Annotated in this window: 24 protein-coding genes; 1 reads left to right on the top strand and 23 read right to left on the bottom strand. The window is 73.9% G+C overall.

Annotated features, from left to right (window positions below):
• Position 1 precedes the first annotated feature (1 nt).
• From argF to infC, 14 genes are all read right to left on the bottom strand, one after another.
• The gene (gene argF / locus Q8R60_05395; GenBank protein MDP3711905.1) at positions 2 to 922 is read right to left on the bottom strand and encodes an ornithine carbamoyltransferase; all 921 of its coding nucleotides are present in this window, start codon (positions 920 to 922) and stop codon (positions 2 to 4) included.
• On the bottom strand, positions 922 to 1302 hold the full coding sequence (locus Q8R60_05390; protein MDP3711904.1) for a response regulator: 381 nt from the start codon (positions 1300 to 1302) through the stop codon (positions 922 to 924). The genes argF and Q8R60_05390 overlap by 1 nt, the downstream gene beginning before the upstream one ends.
• A gap of 19 nt (positions 1303 to 1321) precedes the next feature.
• Complete coding sequence (locus Q8R60_05385) at positions 1322 to 2524, bottom strand: acetylornithine transaminase (GenBank protein MDP3711903.1); 1203 nt, start codon at positions 2522 to 2524, stop codon at positions 1322 to 1324.
• Positions 2521 to 3393 carry an acetylglutamate kinase gene (gene argB, locus Q8R60_05380; GenBank protein ID MDP3711902.1) on the bottom strand — a complete coding sequence of 291 codons (873 nt, stop codon included), beginning with the start codon at positions 3391 to 3393 and terminating at the stop codon, positions 2521 to 2523. Before argB ends, Q8R60_05385 begins: the two co-directional genes overlap by 4 nt.
• Positions 3390 to 4541 carry a bifunctional glutamate N-acetyltransferase/amino-acid acetyltransferase ArgJ gene (argJ, locus tag Q8R60_05375; GenBank protein MDP3711901.1) on the bottom strand — a complete coding sequence of 384 codons (1152 nt, stop codon included), beginning with the start codon at positions 4539 to 4541 and terminating at the stop codon, positions 3390 to 3392. The genes argB and argJ overlap by 4 nt, the downstream gene beginning before the upstream one ends.
• Positions 4538 to 5548: an N-acetyl-gamma-glutamyl-phosphate reductase gene (argC, locus tag Q8R60_05370; GenBank protein ID MDP3711900.1), complete on the bottom strand. Its 1011-nt coding sequence runs from the start codon at positions 5546 to 5548 to the stop codon at positions 4538 to 4540. The genes argJ and argC overlap by 4 nt, the downstream gene beginning before the upstream one ends.
• Before the next feature lie 60 nt (positions 5549 to 5608).
• Positions 5609 to 8086 (bottom strand): S8 family serine peptidase, encoded by a 2478-nt coding sequence (locus Q8R60_05365; protein MDP3711899.1) that lies wholly within the window; start codon positions 8084 to 8086, stop codon positions 5609 to 5611.
• Between the two features lie 82 nt (positions 8087 to 8168).
• Positions 8169 to 10589 (bottom strand): phenylalanine--tRNA ligase subunit beta, encoded by a 2421-nt coding sequence (gene pheT / locus Q8R60_05360; GenBank protein MDP3711898.1) that lies wholly within the window; start codon positions 10587 to 10589, stop codon positions 8169 to 8171.
• A 1-nt stretch (position 10590) separates the two neighbouring features.
• Positions 10591 to 11694 (bottom strand): phenylalanine--tRNA ligase subunit alpha, encoded by a 1104-nt coding sequence (gene pheS, locus Q8R60_05355; GenBank protein MDP3711897.1) that lies wholly within the window; start codon positions 11692 to 11694, stop codon positions 10591 to 10593.
• A 60-nt stretch (positions 11695 to 11754) separates the two neighbouring features.
• Positions 11755 to 12828: a PAS domain-containing sensor histidine kinase gene (locus tag Q8R60_05350; protein MDP3711896.1), complete on the bottom strand. Its 1074-nt coding sequence runs from the start codon at positions 12826 to 12828 to the stop codon at positions 11755 to 11757.
• A 42-nt stretch (positions 12829 to 12870) separates the two neighbouring features.
• Complete coding sequence (locus Q8R60_05345; GenBank protein MDP3711895.1) at positions 12871 to 13632, bottom strand: RNA methyltransferase; 762 nt, start codon at positions 13630 to 13632, stop codon at positions 12871 to 12873.
• A gap of 44 nt (positions 13633 to 13676) precedes the next feature.
• A complete protein-coding gene (gene rplT, locus Q8R60_05340) occupies positions 13677 to 14072 on the bottom strand; it encodes a 50S ribosomal protein L20 (GenBank protein MDP3711894.1) in 396 nt (131 codons plus the stop codon).
• 30 nt (positions 14073 to 14102) lie between these two features.
• The gene (rpmI, locus tag Q8R60_05335; GenBank protein MDP3711893.1) at positions 14103 to 14297 is read right to left on the bottom strand and encodes a 50S ribosomal protein L35; all 195 of its coding nucleotides are present in this window, start codon (positions 14295 to 14297) and stop codon (positions 14103 to 14105) included.
• A 35-nt stretch (positions 14298 to 14332) separates the two neighbouring features.
• Entirely contained in the window at positions 14333 to 14962 is a 630-nt protein-coding gene (gene infC / locus Q8R60_05330) for a translation initiation factor IF-3 (GenBank protein ID MDP3711892.1), read from the bottom strand.
• Positions 14963 to 15165: 203 nt separating this feature from the next.
• Here infC and Q8R60_05325 point away from each other — a divergent pair, with 203 nt between their 5' ends.
• Positions 15166 to 15552 carry a DUF1844 domain-containing protein gene (locus Q8R60_05325; GenBank protein ID MDP3711891.1) on the top strand — a complete coding sequence of 129 codons (387 nt, stop codon included), beginning with the start codon at positions 15166 to 15168 and terminating at the stop codon, positions 15550 to 15552.
• Here Q8R60_05325 and Q8R60_05320 read toward each other — a convergent pair.
• From Q8R60_05320 to Q8R60_05280, 9 genes are all read right to left on the bottom strand, one after another.
• The gene (locus Q8R60_05320; GenBank protein ID MDP3711890.1) at positions 15536 to 16318 is read right to left on the bottom strand and encodes an SseB family protein; all 783 of its coding nucleotides are present in this window, start codon (positions 16316 to 16318) and stop codon (positions 15536 to 15538) included. The two genes, Q8R60_05325 and Q8R60_05320, sit on opposite strands and share 17 nt — an antisense overlap.
• Entirely contained in the window at positions 16315 to 17112 is a 798-nt protein-coding gene (locus tag Q8R60_05315; GenBank protein MDP3711889.1) for an alpha/beta hydrolase, read from the bottom strand. Before Q8R60_05315 ends, Q8R60_05320 begins: the two co-directional genes overlap by 4 nt.
• A 21-nt stretch (positions 17113 to 17133) precedes the next feature.
• Positions 17134 to 18375: a D-alanyl-D-alanine carboxypeptidase/D-alanyl-D-alanine-endopeptidase gene (dacB, locus tag Q8R60_05310; protein MDP3711888.1), complete on the bottom strand. Its 1242-nt coding sequence runs from the start codon at positions 18373 to 18375 to the stop codon at positions 17134 to 17136.
• 141 nt (positions 18376 to 18516) lie between these two features.
• Complete coding sequence (locus tag Q8R60_05305; GenBank protein MDP3711887.1) at positions 18517 to 18987, bottom strand: PH domain-containing protein; 471 nt, start codon at positions 18985 to 18987, stop codon at positions 18517 to 18519.
• A complete protein-coding gene (locus Q8R60_05300) occupies positions 18984 to 19904 on the bottom strand; it encodes a DMT family transporter (protein MDP3711886.1) in 921 nt (306 codons plus the stop codon). Before Q8R60_05300 ends, Q8R60_05305 begins: the two co-directional genes overlap by 4 nt.
• A 17-nt stretch (positions 19905 to 19921) precedes the next feature.
• Positions 19922 to 20797 carry an ATP phosphoribosyltransferase gene (hisG, locus tag Q8R60_05295; protein MDP3711885.1) on the bottom strand — a complete coding sequence of 292 codons (876 nt, stop codon included), beginning with the start codon at positions 20795 to 20797 and terminating at the stop codon, positions 19922 to 19924.
• A 12-nt stretch (positions 20798 to 20809) separates the two neighbouring features.
• Entirely contained in the window at positions 20810 to 21292 is a 483-nt protein-coding gene (ribH, locus tag Q8R60_05290) for a 6,7-dimethyl-8-ribityllumazine synthase (GenBank protein ID MDP3711884.1), read from the bottom strand.
• Positions 21289 to 22575, bottom strand: coding sequence for a bifunctional 3,4-dihydroxy-2-butanone-4-phosphate synthase/GTP cyclohydrolase II (locus Q8R60_05285; protein MDP3711883.1), 1287 nt, complete (start codon positions 22573 to 22575; stop codon positions 21289 to 21291). The genes ribH and Q8R60_05285 overlap by 4 nt, the downstream gene beginning before the upstream one ends.
• Positions 22575 to 23201 (bottom strand): riboflavin synthase, encoded by a 627-nt coding sequence (locus Q8R60_05280; GenBank protein MDP3711882.1) that lies wholly within the window; start codon positions 23199 to 23201, stop codon positions 22575 to 22577. The genes Q8R60_05285 and Q8R60_05280 overlap by 1 nt, the downstream gene beginning before the upstream one ends.
• Position 23202: the final 1 nt, after the last annotated feature.

Raw genomic sequence — 23202 nt, 5'->3', positions numbered from 1 at the left:
CTCAGCCCTGCTCCAGCAGCCAGGTCAGCAGCGCCTTCTGCGCGTGCAGCCGGTTCTCCGCCTCGTCCCAGACCGCGGACTGCGGGCCGTCGATGACCGACGCTGCGATCTCCTCGCCCCGGTGGGCCGGCAGGCAGTGCAGGACGACCGCGTCAGGCCCGGCGAGAGCCAGGGCGGCGTCGTCGACGGCGTAGGGGGTGAGGGCGTCGATGCGCGCCTGCGCCCCCTCCATGCCCATCGACACCCACACGTCGGTGCAGAGCACGTCGGCGCCACGCGCTGCCTCGGCGGCATCGCTCGTCACGGTGATGGTGGTGCCGTAGGCCTTGGCGCGCTCGACGACAGCCGGGTCGGGCAGGTAGCCGTCGGGGGCGCCGATGCGGACGTGCATGCCGGCCATCGCGCCGCCGAGCAGGTAGGAGTGGGCCATGTTGTTGGCGCCGTCGCCGAGGTAGGCCAGCGTCAGGCCGGCGGTCGTGCCCTTGCGCTCCCGGACGGTCTGCAGGTCGGCCAGGATCTGGCACGGGTGGTAGCCGTCGGTCAGGGCGTTGACGACAGGCACGCTCGACGCCTCTGCCAGGGCCTGGATCCGGTCGTCGCCGAAGGTGCGGATGACGATGGCGCTGACGTAGCGCGACAGCACCCGCGCGGTGTCCTCGATGGTCTCGCCGCGGCCGAGCTGGGTGGACTGCGCGTCGAGGATGACGGGGTGGGCACCGAGCTCGGCGATGCCGATCTCGAACGACAACCGGGTGCGGGTCGAGGGCTTCTCGAAGACCACGGCGACGGCCTTGCCCGCGAGCGGTCTGCGTCCATCAGGGGGTCCGTCGTACCTGCTCTGCTTGAGCTGGGCTGCGAGGTCGAGGACCTCTGCCTGCTCGGCAGGCGACAGGTCGTCGTCGGCCAGGAAGTGGCGCACCATCAGCTGGCGTCCGGTCCGCCGGTGACCTCGCCGACGCGGGCGAGCAGCTCGGCGACGGCGAAGGGCTTGAGGAAGACGTTGTCCTCACCGAGGACGTCGCGCATGCCGGGCACGGCGTCGACCTTGCCGGTCACGACGATGACGGGGATGTGGGCGAGCTCGGGGTCGTCGCGCAGCTCCTCGAGCACGCGCACGCCGCCGAGGTCCGGCATCATCAGGTCGAGCAGCACCAGCGCCGGGTGCGTCGAGGTCGCCTTGACCAGACCCGCGAGGCCGTCCGAGGCGGTCACGACGTCGTAGCCCTCGGCAGACAGCAGGGTCTGCAGCAGGCCCCGGACGCTCGGGTCGTCCTCGACGACGAGGACACGGGTGATGGTCACGAGGCAGCTCCGGTCGAGGTCATGCGCCGACCCTAGCGGCGGCACCTGCGGCGTCGAGGACCCCGGTCAGGGCACCGAGGAAGGCGTCGACCTGGGCCTCGGTGATCACGAGAGGCGGAGCGAGCCGCAGCACGTCGGCGGCGGGCGCGTTGAGCAGGAAGCCGGCCTCCCGGGCGGCGACCTCCACGGCGGCGGCGACCGGCTCGGTGAGCACCACGCCGAGCCACAGCCCGACCCCGCGCACGCTCGCGACGAGCGGGTGGTCGAGGGCCCGGATGCCGCTGGCGAGCCGCTCCCCGAGCGTCGTCGAGGACGCGAGCAGCCCTTCGGACTCGACCGTGTCGAGGACGGCGAGGGCGGCCGCGCAGACGACCGGGTTGCCGCCGAAGGTCGTGCCGTGGTCGCCCTTCTGCAGGGCGTGCGCGGCGGCGCCGCTGGCGAGGACGGCACCGATCGGCAGCCCTCCCCCGAGGCCCTTGGCGAGGGTGACGACGTCGCCGCGGACGCCGGGGGCGAGGACCTCGGTGGCCAGCCACGCACCGGCGCGGCCGATGCCGCCCTGCACCTCGTCGAGGTGCAGCAGCGCACCGGTGGCGTCGCAGGTGGCCCGGGCAGCCTCGAGGAAGCCGGCGGGGGGTACGACGACCCCCGCCTCGCCGAGGACCGGCTCGAGGACGACGCTGGCGGTCTGCTCGGTGACGACCGCCCGCAGCGCGTCGGCGTCGCCGAACGGGACGAAGGCGACGGGCCCTGGCAGCGGTTCGAAGGGGGCCCGCTTGGCGGGCTGGCCGGTGACCGCGAGAGCGCCCATCGTGCGGCCGTGGAAGGCCCGGTCGCAGGCCACGAAGCCGCCCCCGGGCCGCAGCCGGCGGGCGATCTTCAGGCCGGCTTCGTTGGCCTCCGCGCCGGAGTTGGTGAACAGGACCCGGTCGTGGCCGGTGAGCTGCTGCAGCCGCTCGGCGAGCCGGACGACGGGCTCGCTGACCGCGAGGTTGCTGACGTGGCCGAGGGTCGCGAGCTGACGGTCGACGGCCGCGCGGACCGCGGGGTGCGCGTGGCCGAGGACGTTGACAGCGAGGCCCGCGAACAGGTCGACGTAGTCCTTGCCGTCGACGTCCCAGACCCGGGCGCCCTCGCCGCGGGCGAGCACGAGCGCGGGCGTGCCGTAGTTGCCCATCAGGGCGGCGTCCCAGCGGGCCTGCCACTGCGTGGTCGCGCTCATGACGGCGTCACCATGGTCCCGATCCCCTCGTCGGTGAACAGCTCGAGCAGGACGCTGTGCGGAACCCTGCCATCGAGGACGTGGGCGCGGGGGACGCCGCCTTGCACGGCCCGCAAGCAGGCCTCCATCTTCGGCACCATGCCGCTCGACAGCGTCGGCAGCAGGGCCTCGAGCTCGTCGGCGCCGAGGCTGCTGATGACGGCGTCGGAGGCCGGCCAGTCGGCGTAGAGCCCCTCGACGTCGGTGAGGACCACGAGCTTCTCCGCTCCGAGCGCGATCGCGAGGGCGGCGGCCGCAGTGTCGGCGTTGACGTTGTAGATCTCGCCGTCCGCACCGCGCGCCACGGTGGCGACGACAGGGACCTTGCCCTCGTCGAGCAGCGCCCGCACGATCTGCGGCTGCACGTCGACGACGTCACCGACGAGGCCGATGTCGACGAGCTCGCCGTCGACCAGGGCGTCGCGGCGCTCCGCGGTGAACAGGTGCGCGTCCTCCCCGGACAGCCCGACCGCGAAGGGGCCGTGGGTGTTGATGGCGCCGACGACCTCGCTGTTGACCTGACCCACGAGCACCATCCGCACGACCTGCATCGTGTCGGCGGTGGTGACCCGCAGACCGCCGCGGAACTCGCTGTCGACGCCGAGCCGGTCGAGGTGGGCGGTGATCTGCGGTCCGCCGCCGTGGACGACGACGACCCTGACCCCGGCGTAGCGCAGGAAGACGACGTCCTCGGCGAAGGCCTGCTGCAGCTCGGAGCTCGTCATCGCGTTGCCGCCGTACTTGAGAACGACGGTGCGGCCGTGGAAGGACTTCAGCCAGGGCAGGGCCTCGACGAGGGCGGCAGCCTTGGACAGGGCGGCGTGGGTCATGTGGAGTACGCCGAGTTCTCGTGGACGTAGTCGGTCGTCAGGTCGTTGGTCCGCACCGTGGCGCCCGAGCCTCCCGCGTGCAGGTCGATGACGACGTGGACGTCGCGGCCGCGGAACTCCACCTTCGCGGGGTCCTCGAACGACTGGCCCGCGCGGCAGACCTGGACGCCGTTGAAGGAGATGTCGACGTCTGCGACCTCGAACGTCGCGGTCGTGGTGCCGACCGAGGCGAGCACCCGCCCCCAGTTGGGGTCCTCCCCGAAGACCGCGCACTTGAACAGGTTGCTGCGGGCGACGGAGCGAGCCACCTCGACGGCCTCGTCCTCGCTGGCCGCACCGACGACCTCGATCGCGATGTCGTGGCGGGAGCCCTCGGCGTCGGTCAGCAGCTGCTGCGCCAGGTCGGCGCAGACGGCGCGCACGGCGGCGTCGAAGGCAGCCGGATCGGGTGCGGTGCCGGAGGCTGCGCTCGCCAGGAGCAGGACGGTGTCGTTGGTGGACTGGCAGCCGTCGGAGTCGAGGCGGTCGAAGGTGGTGCGGGTCGCGGCCCGCAGCGCCCGGTCGCAGTCGGCGGCGGTGACGTCGGCGTCGGTCGTGATCACGACGAGCATGGTGGCCAGGGCGGGAGCGAGCATGCCGGCGCCCTTGGCCATGCCCCCGACGACGAAGCCGGCAGCGTCGTACGACGCGGTCTTGGCCACCGTGTCGGTCGTCATGATCGCGACGGCCGCAGCGCCTCCCCCGTCGGCGGCGAGGGCGGCGTGAGCGGCGTCGACGCCGGCGAGGACCGTGTCGCGGTCCAGCTGGGGGCCGATGAGCCCGGTCGAGCAGACGACGACGTCGCCGGCGCCGTCACCCAGCAGGGTCGCGACCCGCTCGGCGGTGGCGTGGGTGGTCTGGAAGCCCTGCGGGCCGGTGCCGCAGTTGGCCCCACCGGAGTTGAGGACGACGGCACGGACCCGGCCGTCACGCACGACCTGCTCGCTCCACAGGACCGGGTTGGCCTTGAAGCGGTTGCGGGTGAAGACGCAGGCGGCCGCGCGGGACGGCCCGTCGTTGACGACCAGTGCGACATCGGGCGTGCCGCTGGCCTTGAGGCCGGCGGTCGCGGCCGCGGCCCGGAAGCCCCTGGCTGCGGTGACGGTCACGGCGCGACCCCGCTGGCGGACAGCCCGGCGAGCTCGGGCAGGCCGAGGGAGAGGTTGGCGCACTGCAGCGCCTGGGCCGCGGCCCCCTTGCCGAGGTTGTCGAGGGCGCTCACGACGACGGCCCGACCGGCGTCGGTGTCGACCGTGACCTGCAGGTGGCAGCTCGCCGACCCGATCGTGGCGGCGGTGTGCGGCCAGCGCCCTTGTGGCAGGACGTGGACGAGCGGCTCGTCGGCGTAGGCGTCGACGAGGGCCTCGCGGAGGTCGTCCTCGGACGCGGTGGTGCGGGCCGTGCAGGTGGCGAGGATGCCGCGTGGCATGGGGGCGAGGACGGGCGTGAAGGACAGCCCCACCGCGGTCCCGGCGACCCGCGCGAGGGTCTGCCGGATCTCGGGGGTGTGCTGGTGGGCTCCGACCTTGTAGGCCGACAGGTCCCCCATCACCTCGCTGCCGAGCAGGCTCGCCTTGGCGGCCCGGCCGGCACCGCTGGTGCCGGACGCGGCGACGACGACGAGGTCCGTCGGGTCGACCAGGCCGATCACCGGCGCAAGCGCGAGCGTCACGGCCGTGGGGTAGCAGCCCGGGGCGGCGATACGGGGGGTGCCGACGAGGTCGGCCCGGAAGAGCTCGGGCAGGCCGTAGGCCCACTGGGCCGACCAGGGGGTGCCGTAGAAGCGCTCCCAGGCCGCCGGGTCGGCGAGCCGGTGGTCGGCGCCGAGGTCGATGACCGGCAGGCCCTCGGGCAGGGCCGCGGCGAGGGCGCCGGACTCGCCGTGCGGCAGCGCGAGGAAGACCACGTCGGCCTCGGCCAGGCGAGCCGGGTCGGTCGAGGTGAAGACCCGCTCGGCGAGCTGCGGCAGGTGGGGGTGGACGTCGCCGACGGGCAGACCGGCGCTGCTGCCCGCCGCCAGCGGCCCGACCTCGAGGTCGGGGTGGCCCAGCAGCAGCCGCAGAAGCTCACCGCCGACATAGCCGCTCGCCCCGGCCACCGCTGCTGTCATGCCCATGGGAGAGATCATACACAGTTACGCATGGATATTCACAAGGCCCGGGGTGGGCCGTGGCCGTCAGCCGGCGGTCACCGTGAGGTTGCCGCCACCGAGGGTGCCGCCCGCCTCGTGGCGGTAGCTCGACCCTGCCTGTGTGATGACCAGGCTCGCGCTGTCATCCTGGCCGCCGTCGGTGACGGTGAGCGTCCAGCGGTAGCCGTCGGTGCCGTTGACGGTGCCCGACCCCGACAGCGTCGCGGTGCCGCCGTCGACGCGGAAGCGCTCGACGAGAGTCGCGCGCAGCACGGTGCCGGCCTTGTCGTCGTAGCGCAGCTCGCCGCTCGGTGCGGACGAGCCGGTCTCGTTGGAGGCACCCACAGTGAGGTGCCGCTTGGTGCCCTGCTGCCACCATCCGCCGCCGGAGACCTCGCCGGCGGTGTCGGCCGCGGGCGGCGGCGGGCAGCTGAGCACACAGGGCTCGGTCGGGGCGGGCAGGACGGGCAGGCCGAGCCAGGTGATCGCCCCGGACCCGGAGAGCGCACCCGTCGTGGCAGTGACGGTCTGGGCGCCCAGCGACCCGGCGCCGGCGGTGGCGACCGCACGGCCGAAGGAGTCGGTCACGGGCTCGGCGTGGGTGACCGCGCCGATGCCGGTCGAGGACCAGGTGACGGGCGCGTTCGCGACCGGCAGGCCCGCGGCGTCGCGGACCGTGGCGGTCACGAGGACGCCTTGGCCGGCGACACCGGCGGGGGTCGCGGGGACGGTCGACACCGAGGTGGCACCGGGGCGGGCCGGCACGGGAGTGCCGTCGGGGTACGCCGCGGACCACAGGCCGCGCACCGTCTCGCTCGCGGTGGCGAGCCCGCCCTTGACGACGACCCGCCAGGTGCCGGGAACGGGGTCGGTGACGGTGAGCCGCTCGTTGGGTGCCGACGAGCAGAACGACGAGTAGCCGTTGGGCTGCTGGGCGGGATCGCAGACCAGGAAGGTGCCGCGGAACAGCGTGCCGTCGGGGCGGAAGAGGTCGATGTCGAGGTCCTGGTTGGCCGGGACGACCGCCTCCGGCCCCCAGTCGGCCATGACGTCGAGCGACCGCGCGCCGGGCGCCACCGCGAAGGTGGACTCGAAGGTGGACGTCGACACGAGGGCCGCGGGACCGACGGTTCCGGCGTACGCCTGGGTGTCGTAGGTCGTGCCGTCGTCGTAGGCGCCGAGATGCGTCCCCGCGGCGGCGGCGGTCGCGGCAGCGAAGGCGTCGACGTAGCCCGCACCCGCGCTGTAGTGCTGGTAGCTCGGCATCATCGGACGGGCGGTGTTCTGCAGCAGGTTGCGCACCTCGAGCGGGGTCAGCCAGGTACCGCGGCTGCTGTGGGCGGCCTGCTGGACCAGGGCGATGACGCCGGCGACGTGCGGCGCGGCCATCGAGGTGCCGCTGCTGCGCGCGTAGTAGGCCTGGTCGGTGCCGGTGGGGGCGTCGCCGCCGTCCACCGCCACGCCCGCGTCGGCCACGGTGATCGTGAAGCCGGTGAGCGCGCGCACCGAGGAGATGGACTCCCCCGGGGCCGTCAGCGTGGGGTGCCACAGCGGACTGCCTGGCACGCCCTTGGAGGAGAAGAACGCCTGCTGGCCGTCCTTGCGACCGCCAGCGACCGAGATGGCCTTGGGGTGCGCGGAGAACATGTTGAGGCTGTCGGTGCGGGTGCCGTCGTTGCCCGAGCCGAAGACCACGTTGATGCCGGCGGCCCAGGCGGCGTCGGTCGCGCGGTTGACGGGGTGCTCGGGGTCGTAGTTGGTGAAGGCACCGGGCCCCCAGCTGTTGTTGATGACCTTGATGCCGTACTCCGCGGCGTGGGCGATCGCGTGGTCGTAGGCCCCGAGGACGTTGACCGCCTCCACCAGCTCGCCGGTGCCGTAGCCGACGATCGACGCTCCGTGGGCGACCCCGCGGTACTTCCCGGGGGTCTCGCTGGCCGTGCCGAAGCCCGCGGCGATGCCGGCCACGTGGCTGCCGTGACCCGACGTGGAGTCGGTGCTGACCTGGTCCTCGAGGTAGACGACGGGGTCACCGACGACGTCCTGGCGCCCGAGGACCTTGACGTTCTGCACGACCTTGACGGCGGTGCCGCGGCAGAAGACCGGCTGCGCGCAGAGGTCGGGGTGGCTGCCGTCGACGCCCGCGTCGATGACCGCGATGCCGACGCCGGCGCCGGTCCAGCCGAGCTCGTCCCAGACCTTGCGGGCCCGGCTCGCCGTCGTCGCGCCCGCGAGCAGCGGCTGGTAGGTCTCGTTGGCCCACACGCCGCGCACGCCCGGGAGCCGGCGCAGCAGCGGCACCAGCGCGGACGGGACGTTGACGACGGCCGCCGGGACCTTCGTGAAGCCGTGGACCGCGTCCGACAGGCTGCCGAGCACCTGGAGGTCCACCGGCGACGGGGGTGCGTCGTAGGTGACGATCCAGGTGGCGACCGGGCTCGCAGTCGCCGGGGCGGGGGTGCCCAGCAGACCGGTGAGCGAGAGAGCCAGGACGGTGAGCGCAGAGCGACGTGTGATGAGCACGGCGTCACCTTCGACCGTCTCGAGCCCAGGTGCCATGGCCCGTTGTGACCATTGACCGACCGTGACCGGTGGCCCGCCGCCCTCAGGCTCCGCGCAGCACGGCGCCCACCCGGGATGTCGCTTCTGCGACAGCGGCGTCACGCAGAGCGACCGCCTCACCATCGGTCAGTGTGCGGTCGGGAGCCCGGAAGCGCAGGGCGTAGGCGAGCGACCGGTGCCCCTCACCCACCTGCGGCCCGGTGTAGACGTCGAACAGCCGCACCGACTCGACCAGCGGTCCGGCCCCGTCGCGCAGGGCCCGCTCGACCTCTTGCGCGGGGACGTCCGCGGCGACGACGAGGGCCACGTCGACACTGGCCGGGGGGTACGACGAGACCACCGGCGCGTCGACCGGACCGGCGGCCACGGCCGCGTCGACGAGGCGGTCGAGGTCGACCTCGGCGGCACAGGTGCGGGCCGGCAGCTCGAGGGCCTCGACGACGCGCGGGTGCAGCTCGCCGGCGTGGCCGACCGTGACGCCCGCCAGCTGCACGGCGGCGCAGCGCCCGGGGTGGAACGGCAGCGGACCGGCCGCAACGAGGGTCAGCTCGAGTCGCAGCGCCCGCCCGAGCGCGAGGGCGGACTCGACGGCGTCGGCCCAGTCGACCGGCCGGTCGTCGCGGCGGCCCGCGAGGACCACAGCGGCGTGGCGCGGCTGCACGGGCAGCGTCGCGTCGAGGGCCGCAAGGGCGTCGTCGCCGGGGCGGTCGTCGACACCGGGGACGGCCGCCGTCGGTGCGTCGGACTCCAGGAAGACCCGGCCGGTCTGGAACAGCGCCACGTCACCGGCGCCGCGGGCGGCGTTGCGGTGCAGCGCGGCGAGCAGGCTCGCCAGCAAGGTGGGCGACAGCAGCGCCTCGGCCTCCGACAGCGGGTTGGTCAGGCGCGGCGCACCCGCACGGGCGCCGAGCGCCTCGAGCACCCGCTCGGAGACGAACGGCGGGTTGGCGACCTCGACGAGACCGGAGGCCGCGAGGGCGCGCGACGCCGTGCGCCGCAGGACCTGCGCCGCGGTGAGGCCGCGGCCCGACGGGGCCGGCGGCAGCACGACGGGGACCGTGTCGTAGCCCTCGAGCCGCACGACCTCCTCGACGAGGTCGGCGACGCCGGTGAGGTCGGGCCGCCAGGTCGGCGGCGTCACCTGGAGCGGGTCGACGCCTGACACCTCGCAGCCCACGTCGCGCAGCCTTGCCACGACGACCTCGTCGGCGTAGTCGCGGCCGGCGGTGCGCGCGGGCGCACCGACAGGGAAGGCGATCGCGGCCCGCGGCGTCGTGAGGTCCACGTCGGTGACCGGCCCGGCGACGGCCCCGCCGAGGTCGACGAGCAGCCCGACGGCGAGATCGGCAGCCGCCGCGGCCAGCGAGGGGTCGACGCCGCGCTCGTAGCGCCGACTGGCCTCGCTCGGCAACCGGTGGCGGCGGGCCGTGCGGGTGACCGTGGCGGGCGCGAAGTGGGCGGCCTCGACCAGCAGGGACGTCGTGGTGGCGGTGACCTCAGTGGCCGCGCCACCCATCACCCCCGCCAGCGCGATCGGACCGCTGTCGTCGGTGATGACGAGATCGGTGGGGTCGAGCGCGCGGTCCTGCCCGTCGAGCGTGGTCAGCCGCTCCCCCGCAGCCGCCCGGCGCACGACGACGGCGCCCTGCAGCCGGTCGAGGTCGAAGGCGTGCAGCGGGTGGCCGACCTCGAGCATCACGTGGTTGGTGACGTCGACCGCGAGCGAGATCGACCGGACGCCGCACAGCGTGAGCCGCCGCTGCAGCCAGGCCGGGCTCGGGGCGGTGGGGTCGAGACCGGTCACGATGCGGGCGACGTAGCGGTCGCAGCCGGCGGGGTCGTCGAGCCGGACCTCGTGACCGCCACCTGACGCGGGGGTCTCGCGCAGCCCCGGGTCGGTGAGCTGCAGCCCGAAGGCGGTGGCGGCCTCGCGGGCGACCCCGCGGACGGACAGGACGTAGCCGCGGTCGGGGGTGACCGCGATGTCGAGGACCTCGTCTCGCAGGCCCAGCAGGGCGACGACGTCGCCACCCTGCGGGGTGTCGGCGGGAAGGACCAGGATCCCGTCGGCCTCGTCGGACAGCCCGAGCTCGGCGGCCGAGCAGATCATGCCGTCGGAGGTGCGGCCGTAGGTCTGGCGCGTCGCGATCTGGAAGCCACCAGGCAGCACGGCTCCCGGCGTCGCGAACGCGATCACGTCACCTGCGGCGACGTTCGTGGCGCCGCAGACCACGTCGTGCACGCGGGTGCCGCTGTCGACGTGGCAGAACCGGATCGGCTTCTTGAAGCCGGTCAGCTCCTCGACGTCGACGACGCGGCCGACGACGACACCGCTGATGTCGTGCCCGAGCCGGTCGATCGTCTCGACCTCGAGCCCGGCGGCGACCAGCCGCTCGGCGACCTGCTCGACCGGGGCGGTCAGGCCGGGCACGAGCTCGCGCAACCAGGACAGCGGGACGCGCACCTCAGGCCTCCAGCCCGAACGGGAGGGTGAACCGCTGGTCGCCCTCGTAGAGATCACGGATGTCGGTGATGCCGTGACGGAACATCAGGGTGCGGTCGAGGCCCATGCCGAACGCGAACCCGCTGAACTCCTCGGGGTCGACGCCGCACGCCCGCAGCACCGCCGGGTTGACCATGCCGCAGCCACCCCACTCGATCCAGCCCTCGCTGGAGCAGACCCGGCAGGGCTCGGCGCCGGGCACCGCGGAGGCACCTCGGCAGGAGAAGCACTCCAGGTCGAGCTCGGCACTGGGCTCGGTGAAGGGGAAGTACGACGGACGAAGCCGGGTGCGCAGCGCCTGCCCGAAGACGGCCTGCGCGAAGTGCTCGAGGGTGCCGCGCAGGTGCGCCATCGTGATCCCGCGGTCCACCACGAGCCCCTCGACCTGCGCGAAGACCGGCGAGTGGGTCGCGTCGAGGGCGTCCTTGCGGAAGACCCGGCCGGGGCAGACGACGTAGACCGGTGGGCGGCGGGTCAGCAGCGTGCGGACCTGCACCGGCGAGGTCTGCGTGCGCAGCAGCAGCCCGCGCTCTCGCGGCTCGAGCCACAGGGTGTCCTGCATCTCGCGCGCCGGGTGGTCCGCCGGCATGTTGAGGGCGTCGAAGTTGAACCACTCGTGCTCGACCTCGGGGCCCTCGGCGACCTCCCAGCCCATCGCGGTGAAGATGTCGGCGACGGCCTCCTGCACCGTGCTGAGCGGGTGGCGCGCACCGACCGGCAGCCGCCCCGGCAGCACCGTGACGTCGACCGCCTCCTCGACGAGCACGCGCGCGTCGCGGTCGGCCTCGAGCTCCGCACGGCGGGCGTCGTACGCGCTGGTGACCTGCGCCATCGCGAGGTTGACCCGCTTGCCGGCGTCGGCCTTCGCCTGCGGAGGCAGCCCGCCGATCTCGCGGCGCGCGAGCGCGACCGGGCCGCGGTCACCCAGGTGGGCGGTGCGGGCCGCGGCGAGCTCGTCGAGACCGGTGGCGGCGCGGAACGCCTCAGCGGCCTCGGTCACGGCGGCCTCGAGCGCCTCGGGGGCGAGGACGCTCGCGAGCTTGGGGTCGTAGTCGGGCGCGGTCATGCGGAAGCAGCTCCGTGATCGGTGGGTGCGGGTGGGGCCGGCGGGGCGCCCGCCGGGGCCCTAGACGAAGGAGGGCGTGCCGGCGGGCAGCACGAATCGGAACAGCGCTCCCCCGCTGGGGGCGCGCTGCACCTCGACGCTGCCGCCGTGCGCCTCGACGAGGCCCTTGACGATGTAGAGGCCGAGACCGGTGCCGCCGCGACGGTCGCCGCCCCGCCAGAAGCGGGTGAAGACCCGGGAGGCCGTGGCCTCGGGGATGCCCTCGCCCTCGTCGGCGACGGTCACCTCGCAGCCGGTGCCACCTGAGAGCTCGACCGGGCCGACGGTGATGCTCACGTGGCCCTCTCCGTGGCGCAGGGCGTTCTCGACGAGGTTGCCGACCACCTGCTGGAGCTTGTCGGGGTCGACCCACATCTCGGGCAGGCCCGGCGTCTCGACGACGCTGAAGCGGTCCTCGGCGTCACCGGAGGCCACCCGACCGGCCACGATCTTGCGGACCGCGGCCGGGACGTCGACGACCTGCTTGCGCATCTCGAGCCGACCGGCATCGATGCGGCTCACGTCGAGCAGCTCCGAGATCAGGCGCGTGACGCGGTCAGCGTCGGCGTTGACCGTCTGGAGCATGACCTTCTTCTGGTCGTCGTTGAACCGCTCCCACTTCGCCAACAGGGTGGCGGTGAAGCCCTTGACACTGGTGAGCGGCGAGCGCAGCTCGTGGGCGACCGTCGAGACGAGGTTGGCCCGGGAGCGCTCGAGCCGCTCACGGGCAACGGTGTCGCGCAGGACGACGACGAGGCGCACCAGTCGTCGCTGGTCGTCGCGGACGTAGGACGCCGTGACGAGCAGGTCCCGGCCGGCGGCCGGACCGCTGCCGAGCTGCAGCTGGCGCTCGGGCTGGCGGGTCCGCGACGCCATCCCGGCGTAGGGGTCGGTGCAGGACCACCAGTCACGGCTCTGCTCGTCGAGCAGCGGGAGGACCTCGCGGTAGTCGCGGCCGACGGCGCTGTCGGCCGGGGTCGCGAGCAGCCGGGCCGCCACAGGGTTGACGAGCACGACCCGGCCGGCCTCGTCAGCCACGAGGACGCCGTCGGGGAGGTCGTCGTAGGCGCTCTTGTCCACGCCGCTGTCGCTCACGCGCGCCGCCACCTCCCTCCACCCGCTCGTGTCAGGCGCACTCTACGGCGAAAGGGGGTCCGCGCGACGCTGGGCACGCGCCGTGGCGTAGAGGCAGACCGCGGCGGCCGTCGCGAGGTTGAGCGACTCGGCCCGGCCGTGCAGCGGAATCCGCACACTGCGGTCGGCCAGCGCGAGCGCCTCGGGACTCAGGCCCGCGGCCTCGTTGCCCAGCAGCCAGGCGGTGGGCCCGGCGAGCGCACCGGCGTCGGCGAGGTCGTCGAGGTCGTCGCTCGCGGTGCCGCTGGTGGCCAGCACCTGCAGCCCCGCGGCCCGGGCGGCCGCGACGGCCTCGGCCACGGAGGGCCCGCAGACCACGGGCAGGTGGAACAACGAGCCGGCGGTCGCCCGCACGCACTTGCCGTTGTGGGGGTCGACCGAGCCCGCCGTGAGCACGACGGCGTCGGCACCCGCCGCGTCGGCGGTACGGATGACGGTGCCAGCGTTGCCGGGGTCGCTCACGTCCTCGAGGACCACGACGAGCCGCGCCGAGGTCAGCGCCCCGAGGTCCGCGGCCCGCAGCGGCGCGGTGCCGAGCAGACCCTGCGGGGTGACGGTCTCGGCCATCGCGCCGAGGACCGCCGCGGAGACGGTGACGACCTCGGTGCCGGCGGCCAGTGCCTGCCGGGCGAGCGGGTGGTCGGCGTCGGTGGTGAACAGCTCCAGCAGCCCGCCGTCCTCAAGCGCCTCGCGCACCGCCTGCGGCCCCTCGACGACGAACCGCCGCTCGGCCACGCGGGCCGAGCGGCGGTGCAGTCGCTTCACGGCGGCCACCCGCGGGGAGCGGGTGGACGTGAGGTCGGGCTGGCTCAGGACGCCTTCTGGGTGACCGGCCCGCCGACGCTCGGCGCCGGCAGGGCGGCGCGGGCCAGCTCGACGAGCGCGGCGAAGGCCGGCGCGTCGGTGACCGCGAGGTCGGCGAGGACCTTGCGGTCCACCTCGACGCCCGCGAGCTTGAGGCCCTGGATGAGGCGGTTGTAGGTCATGCCGTTCTCGCGCGCAGCGGCGTTGATGCGGGTGATCCACAGCTGCCGGAAGTCGCCCTTGCGCTTCTTGCGGTCGCGGTACTCGTAGGTCGCGCTGTGGAGCAGCTGCTCCTTGGCCTTGCGGTAGAGCCGGCTGCGCTGACCGCGGTAGCCGCTGGCGAGGTCGAGGACCTCACGGCGCTTCTTGTGGGCGTTGACGGCCCTCTTGACGCGTGCCACTTCGTGTTCCTGTCTGTCGTCGGGAGAGGGCTAGCGGCCCAGGAGCTTCTTGACCTTGGCGGCGTCGCCGGGGGCGAGCTCCGCGGTGCCGGAGAGTCGGCGGGTGAGCTTGCTCGCCTTGCGCTCGAGCAGGTGCCGCTTGCCCGCGCGCTCGTGCAGGATCTTGCCGGTCCCGGTCACCTTGAAGCGCTTCTTCGCGCCGCTGTGGGTCTTCTGCTTGGGCATCGCCGTCAGTCCTTACTGGGGTCGTCCCCCGAGGTTCACGCCTCGGGAGCGGGGGTGTCTGTCTCGTCGTGCGTCACGCCGGTCGTCAGATCGCTGGTCAGCTCGGACGTCGGGGCGTCCGCACCGTCGCGGGCGGCCTTCTTGAGGTCGGCGCTGCTCTTGTGCGGGGCCAGGACCATGATCATGTTGCGGCCGTCCTGCTTCGGGGCCGACTCCACGGAGCCGAGCTCCGCGACGTCGGTCGCGAGGCGCTGCAGCAGCCGGAACCCCAGCTCGGGGCGGGACTGCTCGCGACCGCGGAACATGATCGTGATCTTGACCTTGTCGCCGGCCTTGAGGAAGCGGACGACGTGGCCCTTCTTGGTCTCGTAGTCGTGCGGGTCGATCTTCGGGCGGAGCTTCATCTCCTTGATGACGGTGAGGACCTGGTTCTTGCGGGCCTCACGCGCCTTCTGCGCCGACTCGTACTTGAACTTGCCGTAGTCCATGAGCTTGCACACCGGTGGCCGCGCCATCGGAGCGACCTCGACCAGGTCGAGATCGCTCTCCTGGGCCAGCTTCAGGGCCTCGTGGATGGCAACGATGCCGACCTGCTCGCCGTTCGGACCGACCAGCCGCACCTCGGGGACGCGGATCCGGTCGTTGATCCTGGGTTCTGCGCTGATGGGGCCTCCAGTGACAGTGGAGCGGGCCCCTTCACGGCGAAGGGCCCCGCGCGTCGCGCAGGGCCCACACTCGAACAGCCACCAGGGACGTGCCCTGACGGCCGACCGGACCCGTCAGCGTGAGCCGAGCGGGTGGGAGGTGGGGCCTCCGCTTGCACGACCCCGGGCAGGCCGGGGCCGGGTCGCCCTGCAAGGGTAGCAGCATGCCCGCCCCTGACACCGATCCCACCGCTCACCCGACCGCTGACGCGGCCGCTGACCCGAGCGCTGACCCGAGCGCTGCGGAGCGCGACCTGGCCGACGTGCCTGCCGCCGAGGTCATCGCGACCGTCGCCGTCCACCTGATGAGCGCGTCCGCGGTGAAGCTCGGACTCGGCGACGAGGGCGAGCAGGCCGTCGACCTCGACGAGGCCCGCAAGCTCATCACCGCGCTCGCCGGGCTGGTGACGGCCGCGAAGCCCGACCTCGGCATCCACGCCAACCCGCTGCGCGACGGCCTGCAGTCCCTGCAGCGCGCCTTCCGCGAGGCCAGCCCCTCCCCCGACGCCCCCGGCGAGGGCCCGGGCGAGCGGCTCACCGGCCCCGTCTGAGCCGTCTGGTCAGCCGACCCGGGACCGTGGCACCAGGACCGTCGGGCGGGACGACCGCGAGGTCGAGGCCCTCGGGCGGAAGAGCAGGACCCAGGCGTACGACGAGACGCCGCGCGAGGTCGGCGAGCTCGACCGCGGCGAGCGGCAGGGTGGGCACCACCCCGAGCACCGGCCCGTCCGGGCCGTCGAGCAGCCGCGCGGCGGAGACCGGCTCGCCGGACAGCGCCGAGGCCAGCGCCCGGAGCAGCTCCTTCGGCGGGTCGGCCGGCGTGCGGAAGCCCTGCGTCGTACCCCTGTCGGCGACCCGGGTGGCGAGCGACGACCCGGTGACGGGGACGTAGCCGCGGGAGAGGTCGACCAGCTCCTGCCCGGTGACCGCGAGGTCGAGGTCCAGCAGGAGCGTCCCGGCGCCCTGCTCGAGGGCGGCCGCGCAGACCTGCTCGCCGGGGACGGTGACCGGTCGCGCGTCGAGCCGCCAGCGCTGCAGGGCCCCCGTGGAGGTGAAGACCGGCAGGGCCCGGTGGCCGTCGGTGACCAGCGTCAGCAGCGCCATGTCGGCGCTCGACTCTGCCCGCAGGCCTGTCCCGGCGTCGACGTGCTCGGCCGTGGAGGTGGCCGTGATCGCCGCGAAGACCCGCGCCCCGGACAGTGCCGCGAGGACCTCGGAGCGCCCTTGTCCGGTCTCCCGCCAGGCGACAAGAGCGCGGACGAGCCGCTCGTCGGCCGCGCCGGTGTCGAGCCGGCTGCCGGGCCCACTGTCGCTCACAGGTCGTCCAGGAGCTCCGCGATCGCTGCGTTGACCTCGTCGGGGTGCGACAGGCCGGCGGCGTGGGCGGCCCCCTCGACGAGGACCAGGCCGCGGCAGTCCCGGACGCCGTCGGCGACGGCCCTGGCCTTCTCGACGGGGATCGCGGTGTCGGCGGTGCCGTGCACGACAAGCACCGGGCAGGCCACCTCGCCGAGGCGGTCGGTGAGGTCCTCGCGGTCGAGCAGGGGACGGATGACCTGGGCGGCGCGCTCGCGGGGCTGGCTGCGCCAGGTCTGCTTCCACGGCTCGGCGTCGACGTCGGGGCCCAGGATCTCGTGAGCGACGTAGTCGAGGGTGGCCTCGTCGGCGCCGTCGGCTGCCCACGCCGCCGCCATGCCGTCGTAGAGCGGCGCGACGGCGGGGTCCTCCGGACCGGCCTGGCTGTCGTACATCACCAGAGCAGCGACCCGCTCGGGGTGGCGCAGCGCCGCCCGCAGCGACAGGAACCCGCCCTGGCTCATGCCGACGAGGACGGCCCGGTCGACCTCGAGGTGGTCGAGCAGAGCGACGACGTCGTCGGCGCTGTCCCAGTAGGAGAACGCACCGTCGTAGTCCGTCTCGCCGTGCCCGCGCTCGTCCCAGGTGATGCAGCGCGCGCGGTGGCGCAGTGCCTCGACCTGCGGCGCGAACATGGTGCGGTCCATGAGCAGGCCGTGGCTCAGCACGACGACGTGCTCGTGGTCGCCACCGGTGCCTGGGCCGGTGTCGTCGTAGCGCAGCACAGCGCCGTCAGGTCGTGTGAGGGTGCCCATTCGCGGCAGGCTAGTGGGCGTTCACTCGGTCGCGGCGGCGAGCACCGCCACCGCGCGGTCCATGGCGTTGCGGGCCCGGGTGCCGTCCTTGACGCCGGTGATCTGGAAGGCGAAGCGCACGACCCGTCCGCTGCGGGTGGTGGTGTAGCCGGCGAGGCAGCGCACCCCGGTGACGGTGCCGGTCTTGGCCGCGGCGCGACCCTCCGCCGCGGTGCCGCACATCCGCTCCTTCAGGGTGCCGTCGCGGCAGGCGACGGGCAGAGCGGCGCGGAACGCGGCCGAGACCTCGGAGGCGTCGAGGACCCGCAGGAGGGCGACCTGGCTGTCGGGGTTCTGCCGGTCGTGGACCGACAGGCCGGAGCCGTCGGCACCTGCACCGACCTTGACGCCGAGCTGGCCCAGGACCGACCGGACCGCGGCGAGGCCGTCGACGCTGGTCCCCTTGCCGCTGACGACCCGGCCGACCTCCTTGAGGACGAGCTCGGCGGCGAAGTTGTCGGAGTGCTTGAGCAGCCGGCGCACGACCGCCGACATCGGGCCGCTCTGGACGCTTGCGAGGGTGGTCGCCGACGCTGGCCGACGCTGCCGGGTGATCGTGCCGATGTGGATGCCCTCGGCGCGCATGAGGTCGCGCGCCTTGACCGCGTTGGGCATCGCCGGGTCGTTGAGGAAGGCGCTGTCCTTGCGCCACCTGTTGGCGTCGACGGCGAAGGACGACAGCGGGCCGGACTCCTCGGGCACCCACTCGGGCTTCCAGCCCTCGGCCCGGCGCGTGGCGTCGTAGCGGCTGTCGTCGAGGCGCAGGACGCCGGTGACGCGGGTGACACCCGCAGCCCGGACGGCCTTCGCGAGCGCCCGCAGGCCGCTGGTCGTGAGGTAGGGGTCGCCCCCGGGGACGAGCCACAGGTCGCCCTGCACGACCCCGCCGACCGGCGCGCTGAGGGCGGCGACCTCGGTCCGGAAGCGGGTCGCGGGCCCGAGCCTCAGCAGCGCCGCCCCGGACACGAACGACTTCTGGGTGGAGGCCGGCGGCAGCTGGTGGGCCGCGTCGCGGCGGAGCACGGTCCCGAGCCCGTCGACCTCGACGGCAGCCGCGATGGTGGGGGCTCCTGCGGCCGACAGCGCGGTGTTGACCCGCGCGCCGAGGTCACTGGCGGCGCTGGAGGTCGCCGTCGTGCGGGCGGCCGGGACCGCCGCGGCGCCGGCGTCGGGCTGCAGGGCATCGGCGGGGACCGCGAGGACCAGGCCCAGCATGGCAGCCATCAACAGGGGGGTGCGTCGCACGTCCACGTCTTCCGTTCGGCGGGACTCCTCGCGGGAGGAGCCCCCGCAGGGACAGTCTTCCCTGTCCGCCGTGGTCGCGGGCGGTGGGCGGCGTACGACGCGCCGTGGGTCGACCGACGCTCAGGAGGTGGGGTCGCGGGGCTCGCGGCTGTCGGCGAGCAGCCGGCGCAGGGCGAGCACGCCGTCGACGGCGTGCTGGCCGTCGTTGGTCTGCAGCGCCATGACGGCGAGCTGGTCGTCGTCGGCCAGGTCGAGGCTGGCCCAGGGCGCGCCGTCGTCGAGCCGGACCGCCGTGACGACCTGCCACGGCAGGCGCGTCTCGCCGAGGACGTTGCGCACGAGCACGCCGTCGCGGTCGGCGAGCACGCGTGGGCGGGTGAAGAGCAGGACGGCGCCGGCGGCGAGCAGCCCGAGGCCGACCATCGCGAGCTGATCCGGAAGGCCGAAGCGCAGCTGACCGGGCCGGACCGGGCCGCTGCCGGAGCGACCCAGCGCGATCGCGACGACGACGAAGACGACGACGATGAGGCCCGCAGCGACGCGGGCGGTCCGCACGAGCCGTCGCGGGCGCAGCTCCAGGGGGGCGGTCATCGCGACCGACCGCTGACGACCACGGCGACGAGCGTGAGGGCAGCGCCCAGCAGGGTCGCCGCAGCGACACCGTGGTCGGCAGCGGGGCTGACCAGGTCGAGGACGACCGCTCCGAGCAGCTGGCCGGAGATGACGGCGAGGCCGAGCCGCAGGACCCCGAGCCGCTTGACGACGACGGCGGCCACGGCGACGAAGGTGGCACCGAGCGGTCCGCCGACGTAGAGCCACCACTGCCCAGGCCAGTCGATGTCACCGCGCTCGGTGACCTGCGAGACGACGAGCCAGGCCGCGACGAGCACGGTCGTCCCGACGACGAAGTTGACCAGGGTGGCGACCGAGGCGTCGCCGGTGGCTGCCCGCACCCGGCCGTTGAGGGCCTGCTGCACGGAGATGGCGAAACCCGCGGCGACGACGAGGACGAGCAGCAGTGGCTCGGCGTCGCCGAGGCCCTTGCCGGCGGCCGCGACCAGGACCGCGACGAGGCACAGCGCGGCACCCGCCACCCGGGCCGTGGAGAACGCCCGACGACCCGAGGGCCCGAGGCCCACCCTGTCCACCAGGAGCCCGCCCGTGGTCTGGCCCGCGACGATGCCGACGGTGAGCAGCGCGACCCCGATCCGCGGGGCGGCGTAGGCCCCGACGGCGACGAGACCGGCACCGCCGAGGCCGCCGAGCCGGTGCCACCAGCTGGTGTCGCGCAGGGCCGGGAGCTTCGCGCGGGCGGCCGGGCGCAGCCCCACGACGAGGGCGACCGCGACCAGCCCCGTCCCGAAGGACACGACGGCAGCGAGCAGCGCGTCGTCGAGCCGGCTGCCGAGCTCGCCGTTGACCCGCGCCTGCAGGGCCACCAGCGCCCCGGATCCGACGCTGGCTGCCAGCGCGGCGGTGTGCCGGTCCGCCGCGACCCCACTGCTCACGGGCGGAGCGGCGACCACTAGTCGACGATCTTGGAGATCGGCAGCTCGAGGATGTCGCGGGCACCCGCGGCCTTCAACGACGGGATGAGCCGGTTGACGCCGAGCTTCGGCACAACGGTCTCGAGCGCGCGCATCTCCTCGGCCGCCAGGGTCATGATCGTCGGAGACGACATCGCGGGCAGGACGGCGAGGACCTCGTCGAGCCGTGCGGTGGGCACGTTGAGCTTGAGCAGCACGTGGCCGCGGGCACGCAGCGCGCCCTGCAGCAGCATCGTGATGTCCTCCATCGCCGCCCGCTTCTCGGGGTCCTCGAAGGCCGCGCGGTTGGCGATGAGCTCGGTGCGGCTGGTGAGCAGCGTGGCGATGACCTTGAGGCCGGCCTTGCGCAGGCTCGAGCCGGTCTCGGTGAGGTCGACGATCGCGTCGACGATGTCAGGGATCTTCGCCTCGGTCGCGCCGTGGCTGGTGAAGACCTTCGCCGTGACGCCGTGCTCCTCGAGGTAGCGCCGGGTGGTCTCGGGCATCTCGGTGGAGATCCGCACGCCGTGGGGCAGGTCGGCCGCGGACTCCCACGGCGACTCCTTCGGCACCGCGAGCACGACCTTCACGACCGCCGCGCCCGCCCGGCCGCCACCGATCTCGCCGAGGCTCACGACGTCGGCGCCGGTCTCGGTGATCCAGTCGCGGCCGCTGATGCCGAGGTCGAAGATGCCCTGCTCGACGTAGGTCGGGATCTCCTGCGGGCGCAGGAAGCGGACCTTGTCGATGCGCGGGTCGTCGACGCTCGCGTGGTAGTCCCGGTCCGAGCCGCGCAGCACGCCGAGGTCGGCCGAGCTGAAGAGATCGAGGGTCTGCTTCTCGAGACTGCCCTTGGGCAGGACGACGGCGAGCACGGTGAGGGTCTCCTAGGACGTGCGCTGGTCGAGCCGGCGCAGGGTCAGGGCGGTGTCGAGCGCGGCGAGCACGGACTCGCGGCCCTTGTCCTCGGACGAGCCGGGCAGGCCCGCGCGGTCGAGGGCCTGCTGCTCGTCGTTGGTGGTCAGGACGCCGTTGCCGACCGGCGTGCCCTCGTCGAGGGCCACGCGGGTGAGGCCGTCGGTGACAGCCTGGCAGACGTACTCGAAGTGCGGTGTGCCGCCCCGGACGACGACGCCGAGCGCGACCACCGCGTCGTGGTCGCGGGCCAGTGCCTGGGCGACGACGGGCAGCTCGACAGCACCCGCGACCCGGGCGACGGTGGGGTCGGTGACACCGCACTCCGCGGCCGTGCGCAGGGCCGAGTCGAGCAGGGCCCCCGTGATGCGCTCGTGCCAGCGCGTCGCGACGACCGCGAGCCGCAGGCCGCTCGCGTCGACGACCTCGGCGGCCGGAGCACCGGCGCCGCTCACGTGGTCTCGCCGGGGTGCACGTCGTCGGCGGAGGCCTCGGTGAGCTCGAAGTCGGCCAGGCCGGGCAGGTCGTGGCCCATCCGGTCGCGCTTGGTCTGCAGGTAGCGCAGGTTCTCCTTCGTCGGGTGCGCGGGCAGCTGCACCCGGCCGACGATCTCCAGGCCGTAGCCCTCGAGACCGACCCGCTTGGCGGGGTTGTTGGTGAGCAGCCGCATCGTGCGGATCCCGAGGTCGACGAGGATCTGCGCGCCGGTGCCGTAGTCGCGCGCGTCGGCGGGCAGACCGAGCTCGAGGTTGGCGTCGACGGTGTCGGACCCGGCGTCCTGGAGCTGGTAGGCCTGCAGCTTGTGCATGAGGCCGATGCCGCGGCCCTCGTGACCGCGGACGTAGAGCACGACCCCGCGCCCCTCGTCGGCCACGGCCTTCAGGGCCGCGTCGAGCTGCGGGCCGCAGTCGCAGCGGCGCGAGCCGAAGACGTCGCCGGTGAGGCACTCGGAGTGCACTCGCACCAGGACGCCCTCGCCGTCGCCGATGTCGCCCTTGACCAGGGCGACGTGGTCGATGCCGTCGAGCACCGACTCGTAGCCGACGGCCCGGAAGTCGCCGTGCGAGGTCGGGATCTTGGCCTCGGCGACCCGCTCGACCTGCTTCTCGGTGCGCCGCCGGAAGGCGATGAGGTCGGCGATGGAGATCAGCGCGAGACCGTGCTCGCGGGCGAAGTCGCGCAGCTGCGGGAGCCGCGCCATCGTGCCGTCCTCCTGCACGATCTCGCAGATCACGCCGGCCGGCTTCAGCCCCGCGAGCCGCGCGAGGTCGACCGCGGCCTCGGTGTGACCGGGGCGGCGCAGGACACCCCCGGCCTTGGCGCGCAACGGGAAGACGTGACCCGGGCGGACCAGGTCGTACGCCGTGGTGTCGTCGTCGGCGAGCAGCTGGATGGTGTGGGCGCGGTCCGCGGCGCTGATTCCGGTCGTGACGCCCTCGCGGGCATCGACGCTCACGGTGAACGCGGTCTGCATCCGCTCGGTGTTGTGGGGAGCCATCTGCCCGAGCTGGAGGTGGTCGAGCAGCTCCTCCTCGAGGGGGACGCACAGCAGACCGCGGCAGTGGGTCATGGTGAAGGCGACCAGCTCGGGGCTGGCCATCTGCGCGGCGAAGACGATGTCGCCCTCGTTCTCGCGGTCCTCGTCGTCGACGACGACGACCGCGCGGCCCGCGGCGATGTCGGCGATGGCGCGCTCGATCGTGTCGAGACCGGCATCCGTCGCTGCTGGTGTGGTCACTACTGGCCTTCCGGCTCGGGGGTGCTCGCCTGGACCAGCCGGTGCTGGAGGAGCTTCTCGACGTACTTGGCGGTGATGTCGACCTCGAGGTTGACGGGGTCACCCACCCGGGCGCGACCCAGCGTCGTGAGGCCGAGTGTCGTGGGGATGAGGCTGACCTCGAAAGCGTCGTCCCGGACAGCGGACACCGTCAGGCTGACCCCGTCGACGGTGATCGAGCCCTTCTCGACGACGTAGCGCCCGAGACCGTCGGGCAGGGAGACCGCGACCACCGTCCAGGCGTCACCCGGCGTGATCGACAGGACCTCACCGGTGCCGTCGACGTGGCCCTGGACGAGGTGACCGCCGAGCCGGTCCGACAACCGCACGGCGCGCTCGAGGTTGACCCGCGAGCCCTCGGCGAGCACCCCGAGGCTCGAGCGCGACAGCGTCTCCTGCATGACGTCGGCGGTGAAGCGGCCGCCCTCGTGCGTGACGACGGTGAGGCAGACGCCGTTGACCGAGATGGAGTCGCCGTGGCGGGCGTCGGACGTGACGACCGGCCCCGCGACGGTGAAGCGCACGGAGTCGGAGAGCCGCTCCACGCCGACGACCTCGCCGAGCTCCTCGACGATCCCGGTGAACACG

Source organism: Mycobacteriales bacterium (assembly GCA_030697205.1).
In the GTDB taxonomy this organism is placed as follows: domain Bacteria; phylum Actinomycetota; class Actinomycetes; order Mycobacteriales; family SCTD01; genus JAUYQP01.
This window is presented reverse-complemented; position numbering and strand designations above follow the sequence as displayed.

Bases quoted from the DNA above. Each gene is read 5' to 3' on its own strand.
- argF (MDP3711905.1), bottom strand. From the start codon at position 922: ATGGTGCGCCACTTCCTGGCCGACGACGACCTGTCGCCTGCCGAGCAG.
- Q8R60_05385 (MDP3711903.1), bottom strand. From the start codon at position 2,524: ATGAGCGCGACCACGCAGTGGCAGGCCCGCTGGGACGCCGCCCTGATG.
- argB (MDP3711902.1), bottom strand. From the start codon at position 3,393: ATGACCCACGCCGCCCTGTCCAAGGCTGCCGCCCTCGTCGAGGCCCTG.
- argC (MDP3711900.1), bottom strand. From the start codon at position 5,548: ATGGGCATGACAGCAGCGGTGGCCGGGGCGAGCGGCTATGTCGGCGGT.
- pheS (MDP3711897.1), bottom strand. From the start codon at position 11,694: ATGACCGCGCCCGACTACGACCCCAAGCTCGCGAGCGTCCTCGCCCCC.
- rpmI (MDP3711893.1), bottom strand. From the start codon at position 14,297: ATGCCCAAGCAGAAGACCCACAGCGGCGCGAAGAAGCGCTTCAAGGTG.
- Q8R60_05325 (MDP3711891.1), top strand. From the start codon at position 15,166: ATGCCCGCCCCTGACACCGATCCCACCGCTCACCCGACCGCTGACGCG.
- Q8R60_05315 (MDP3711889.1), bottom strand. From the start codon at position 17,112: ATGGGCACCCTCACACGACCTGACGGCGCTGTGCTGCGCTACGACGAC.
- dacB (MDP3711888.1), bottom strand. From the start codon at position 18,375: ATGGCTGCCATGCTGGGCCTGGTCCTCGCGGTCCCCGCCGATGCCCTG.
- Q8R60_05305 (MDP3711887.1), bottom strand. From the start codon at position 18,987: ATGACCGCCCCCCTGGAGCTGCGCCCGCGACGGCTCGTGCGGACCGCC.